The organism is Streptomyces sp. NPDC059477 (genome assembly GCF_042749375.1).
GTDB lineage: Bacteria > Actinomycetota > Actinomycetes > Streptomycetales > Streptomycetaceae > Streptomyces.
In genome coordinates this window covers 99,893-104,554 of the sequence record NZ_JBHYUG010000019.1, presented here as the reverse complement: position 1 = coordinate 104,554, position 4,662 = coordinate 99,893, and the positions used below count along the sequence as shown (strand labels likewise).

3 protein-coding genes and 1 pseudogene are annotated in these 4,662 nt (G+C 70.3%); 3 read left to right on the top strand and 1 reads right to left on the bottom strand.

The genetic code is table 11. The features are described 5' to 3' along the window. Positions 1-228: pseudogene (locus ACFXAZ_RS13155) on the top strand (carbohydrate ABC transporter permease); the annotation flags it as partial. A gap of 24 nt (positions 229-252) precedes the next feature. On the opposite strand, the gene ACFXAZ_RS13150 reads toward ACFXAZ_RS13155, so the two are convergent. Then, positions 253-1,533 (bottom strand): M6 family metalloprotease domain-containing protein, encoded by a 1,281-nt coding sequence (locus ACFXAZ_RS13150; RefSeq protein ID WP_384588842.1) that lies wholly within the window; start codon positions 1,531-1,533, stop codon positions 253-255. 356 nt (positions 1,534-1,889) lie between these two features. Here ACFXAZ_RS13150 and ACFXAZ_RS13145 point away from each other — a divergent pair, with 356 nt between their 5' ends. Further along, positions 1,890-2,546: a TetR/AcrR family transcriptional regulator gene (locus ACFXAZ_RS13145; RefSeq protein ID WP_384588839.1), complete on the top strand. Its 657-nt coding sequence runs from the start codon at positions 1,890-1,892 to the stop codon at positions 2,544-2,546. A gap of 309 nt (positions 2,547-2,855) precedes the next feature. After that, positions 2,856-4,412 (top strand): MFS transporter, encoded by a 1,557-nt coding sequence (locus ACFXAZ_RS13140; protein ID WP_384588836.1) that lies wholly within the window; start codon positions 2,856-2,858, stop codon positions 4,410-4,412. Positions 4,413-4,662: the final 250 nt, after the last annotated feature.

Genomic DNA, 4,662 nt, shown 5'->3' with positions numbered 1-4,662 from the left:
TCCGGACTCCAGGCGTACAACGAGTTCCTCCTCGCCGTCACCTTCATCCAGAGCACCGACAAGATGCCCGTCTCCACCGCCTTCTTCGCCTTCAAGTCCGGCTACACCCAGGACTACACCCTCATCAGCGCCGGCGGCCTCATCATGGTCATCCCCGTCCTCATCGCCTTCATCCTGCTCCAGCGCCGCTTCATCGAGGGCTACACCTCCTCCGGCATGACGGGCTGAACCCGGCCCGCCTTCCGCCCGATGTCACCCGCGCGTCACCCGCACCACCTGGTTCCCGTCCGCGTCCGCCGGGGCGACGGTGATGCGGATGCCGTGTTTGGGGTCCTCGAAGGTCTCGCCGGAGACGAAGGGCGCGTCGGAGAGTTCGGCGTGCACATTGGGGGAGCGGGTGCAGCCCCCGCTGTCCCGGCGGGAGTCGTAGACCTGCACCGGCCCCTGCCCGGTGTCGACGCCGGCGTCCACCTTGTAGATCAGGACGCCGGCCCGGCACACCGCCTCGTCGTTGCCGTCGAGGGTGCGTGACTCCACCGCGTAACCGGTGCGCCCGTCGAGGGGGATGACGACCAGTTTGGTGCCGCCGGCCCGGGGCAGCGGGGTCAGGGTGTGCTCGGTGGTGCCGGGGTCGGCCGCGCAGACGACCTGGGTCGCGTCCAGCCAGCCCAGCTTCCACTTGTGCCAGCCGAGCAGATCGTTGTTGGCGCCCCAGTCCTCGCTCATGATGTCCCAGTGGCCGACCGCGCCGCCGCCCTCCTGGGTGTAGAGGTCGGGCAGGCCGAAGACATGGCCGTTCTCGTGCGGCAGCACCCGGAAGCCGGTGCGCGCGTAGGAGCCGGAGCCGTCGTCCTGGCGGGAGTAGACGAAGGACGCGTTGGCCACCGGGACGCCGTCGGCGGTGGGCGCCTCCGGGTTCCCGGCGAAGGTCACCGACAGCACGGTGTCCAGCGCGGACGGGCCCGCGTTCGGGGTGACCAGCACATTCAGCAGGTCGTAGCGGCTGAAGTCGACGTCGGGGTCGGCGGCGGCCACCAGGTCCTGGACCAGCCGGCGGTAGCCGGGGTCGAAGGGGGCGCCGCGCTCTATGCCGTACTCCGCGAAGGTCCTGGGCATGCGCAGCCAGTGCGTGATGGGAGCCTCGGAGCGGTAGTCGAGGCGGCCGTAGGAGCTGGTGCGGAACCACTGGGTGGTCTGCGGGAAGAACTCGCCGTAACGGTCCATCGCACTGCCCTGGCCGGGCGCGTCGGGGAAGTCGACCATCAGGCTGAGCGCGCGCACGGTCCCGGTGGAGGGGGAGTAGCCGGCGGGGGTCGGCACGCCCTCGGACATCAGGACCTCGGCCCGGCCGGTGATCATGCAGGGGCCCAGGGCGGAGGAGCGGGACAGGGCGATCGGGCCCGCCCCGGCCGCCGTCGAGCCGACGGTGTGCCGGCCGGTCCCGGCCGCGGTGCTGACGGCGAAGGTCAGGGCGGTCACGGACGCGAGGGCGGCGATTCGGCGCGGGCGTATCCGGCTGCGGGACGGCTGCATGCAGGGGGCCTTTCGCTCCGGAGCAGCCGCCGGCGACCGGCTGCTTCCTTGTCCTCACCCTGGGTCGAGGTGGTGGTGGGCGCGCGTTGGAGGAGCCCGAACGTGGGGTCGCCGTCGGCAGGGGAGCGAATTCCGCCCGCGATAGGTTGTGACTCAGGTCACATGAATTGTCTTCGGGATCGGGAAATAACCGGGGACCCGGTCCCCGTTTAACCACGCGTACGAGCGATCCGGGGACCGATTCCCCGGTTCACGCCGAACAGGCAGAATGCCGACCGGACAGAGCGCCGGACGGACCCGACAACCGATACCGGACACCGGACGGACAGCGAGTTTCCGCTCCCGAGGAGGACACCGTGGACACCGTGATTCCCGAACGTCGCAAGGCACCCCGGCCCCGCGCCGATGCCCTGCGCAACCGGGAGCGGATCGTCACGGCCGCCCGGGAGATGTTCGTCGAGCACGGGCCCGACGTCCCGCTCGACGAGATCGCCCGCCGCGCCGGCGTCGGCAACGCCACGGTGTACCGGAACTTCCCCGACCGTGACTCACTGGTCCGCGAGGTGGTCTGCTCGATCCTGGACCGCAGCGCACACGCGGCGGAACGGGCGCTGGCGGAGTGCGAGGACCCGTTCGCGGCCGTGGAGCGCATCGCGCACGCCGCCGTCGACGAACGGATCAGCGCGCTGTGCCCGATGATGTCCCAGGCCTTCGACCGCAGCCACCCCGACCTGGAGGCGGCCCGGATGCGGTACGAGGGGCTGATCGAGCAGGTCCTGGACCGCGCCAAGGCGGCCGGGCAGGTGCGCGAGGACATCGGCGTCGGAGATGTGATGCTCGCCGTCGCCCAGCTCAGCCGGCCCCCGGCCGGGACGGCCTGCGTCGGCGTCGACCCGTTCGTACGACGTCATCTTCAGCTGTTCCTGGACGGACTGCGGGCCCCGGCCCGCTCCACGCTGCCGGGAACCGCCGTCACCATGGAGGATCTGCGCCGGAGCAGCGCCGTGCGATGAGTCCGGCCCCCGGCCACAGTCACCACACCACAGTCACCACACCACAGTGACCAGACCACGGTCACCAGACCACAGTGACCAGACCACGGTCACCACATCTGCCACCGCGTCCATCACCACATCTGCCCACCACGAACTCCCGGACATCTGTCACAAACTCCCGGTCTGATCCGTCCTAGGTCATACGCGGCTCAGGTCAGGCCCGAAATTTCACACAGTCCTGGCGGATCGTCGTAGATCCGTCGCTATCCCTGGCTATTGCTGGCTATCCATAGCTATCCGTCACGAAGTCCCGAAGTGGGTACCCCCATGTCTGAAAGTGCCGTCAAGGCATCCGGCACCTCCGCGGTGTCCGTCCCGGATCCGGGCCGCTGGAAAGCCCTGATCTTCATCGCGCTCGCCCAACTGATGGTGGTGCTGGACGCCACCATCGTGAATATCGCCCTGCCCTCCGCCCAGCAGGACCTGGGCATCTCCGACGGCAACCGGCAGTGGGTCGTCACGGCCTACGCCCTCGCCTTCGGTGGACTGCTGCTCTTCGGCGGCCGGATCGCCGACCTGTGGGGCCGCAAGCGCGCCTTCGTCATAGGCCTGGTCGGCTTCGCCGTGGCCTCCGCGCTGGGCGGCGCGGCCACCAACGAGGCCATGATGTTCGGCTCCCGCGCCCTCCAGGGTGTCTTCGGCGCCCTGCTCGCGCCCGCCGCGCTGTCGCTGCTGGCGGTGATGTTCACCGACGCCAAGGAGCGCGCCAAGGCGTTCGGCATCTACGGCGCGATCGCCGGTGGCGGTGGTGCCGTGGGCCTGATCCTCGGCGGCTTCCTCACCGAGTACCTGAACTGGCGCTGGACCTTCTTCGTGAACATCCCGTTCGCGATCGTCGCCGCCATCGGTGCCTGGTACGTCATCCGTGAGCCCAAGGGCGCCCGCAACCGCGCGCCGCTCGACATCCCCGGCGTGATCTTGTCCACCCTCGGTCTGGTCGCGCTGGTCTACGGCTTCACCCGCGCCGAGTCCGAGGGCTGGGGCGATTCCCTGACCGTCGGCATGTTCGTCGCCTCCGGTCTGCTGCTGCTCGCCTTCGTCGCCGTCGAGTCGAAGGTCAAGGCCCCGCTGCTGCCGCTGCGCGTGATCACCGAGCGCAACCGCGGCGGGATCTACCTCTCGCTGGGCCTGGCCGTGATCGGCATGTTCGGCCTGTTCCTGTTCCTGACCTACTACCTCCAGATCGTGCGGGGCTACACCCCGGTGCGCACCGGCTTCGCCTTCCTGCCGATGATCGTCGGCATGATCGTGGGTTCGACCCAGATCGGCACCCGGCTGATGACCCGGGTCCCGCCCCGGCTGCTGATGGGACCGGGTTTCCTGGTCGCCGCCGTCGGCATGCTGCTGCTGACCCAGCTGAAGATCGACTCGTCCTACGCGGCCCTGCTGCTGCCGGGGATGCTGCTGCTCGGCCTGGGTATGGGTACCGCGTTCATGCCGGCCATGTCGCTGGCCACCCAGGGTGTCGCCCCGCGTGACTCCGGGGTCGCCTCCGCGATGGTCAACACCTCGCAGCAGGTGGGCGGCGCGATCGGTACGGCGCTGCTGAACACCATCGCCGCCTCCGCGACCACGTCGTACATCGCCGACAACATCGCGGGCGCGGGCACCTCCCGCACGGCGCAGGAACTGGTGCAGCTGCGCGGCATGGTCGAGGGCTACACCAGCGCCATCTGGTTCGCCGTGGGCATCCTGGTGGCCGCCGCGCTGATCGCCGCCACCATGGTCAACGCCGGCCGGCCGGGCTCCACCCCGGTGGCGTCCTCGGGCGACGGCGCCGAGTCCGCCGGGGACGAGCTGCCGGTGCCGGTGGTCGCCCACTGACCCGGCCCTGACCCGCCCCCGAGGGGGCGCACCGGACCTGTCGCACGCAGGAGGAGGGGACGCCTCCCGCGTACGGCACTGAAGGACCTGCCCCGGCTCGCGCCGGGAGAGCGGCTCAGCGGAGCCAGGGCAGGTCCGCACCCGCTTCGCTCGGCTGAAGTCCCACGGCGCCCATCAGCAAGAACGCCCCCCGGGGGTACCGGAGGGACGCCCCAATCCCCCGCAACAGCCCCCCGCCGACGGGGGTAGC

Coding starts and splice junctions, on each gene's coding strand:
- ACFXAZ_RS13150 (WP_384588842.1), bottom strand. CDS start 1,533: ATGCAGCCGTCCCGCAGCCGGATACGCCCGCGCCGAATCGCCGCCCTC.
- ACFXAZ_RS13140 (WP_384588836.1), top strand. CDS start 2,856: ATGTCTGAAAGTGCCGTCAAGGCATCCGGCACCTCCGCGGTGTCCGTC.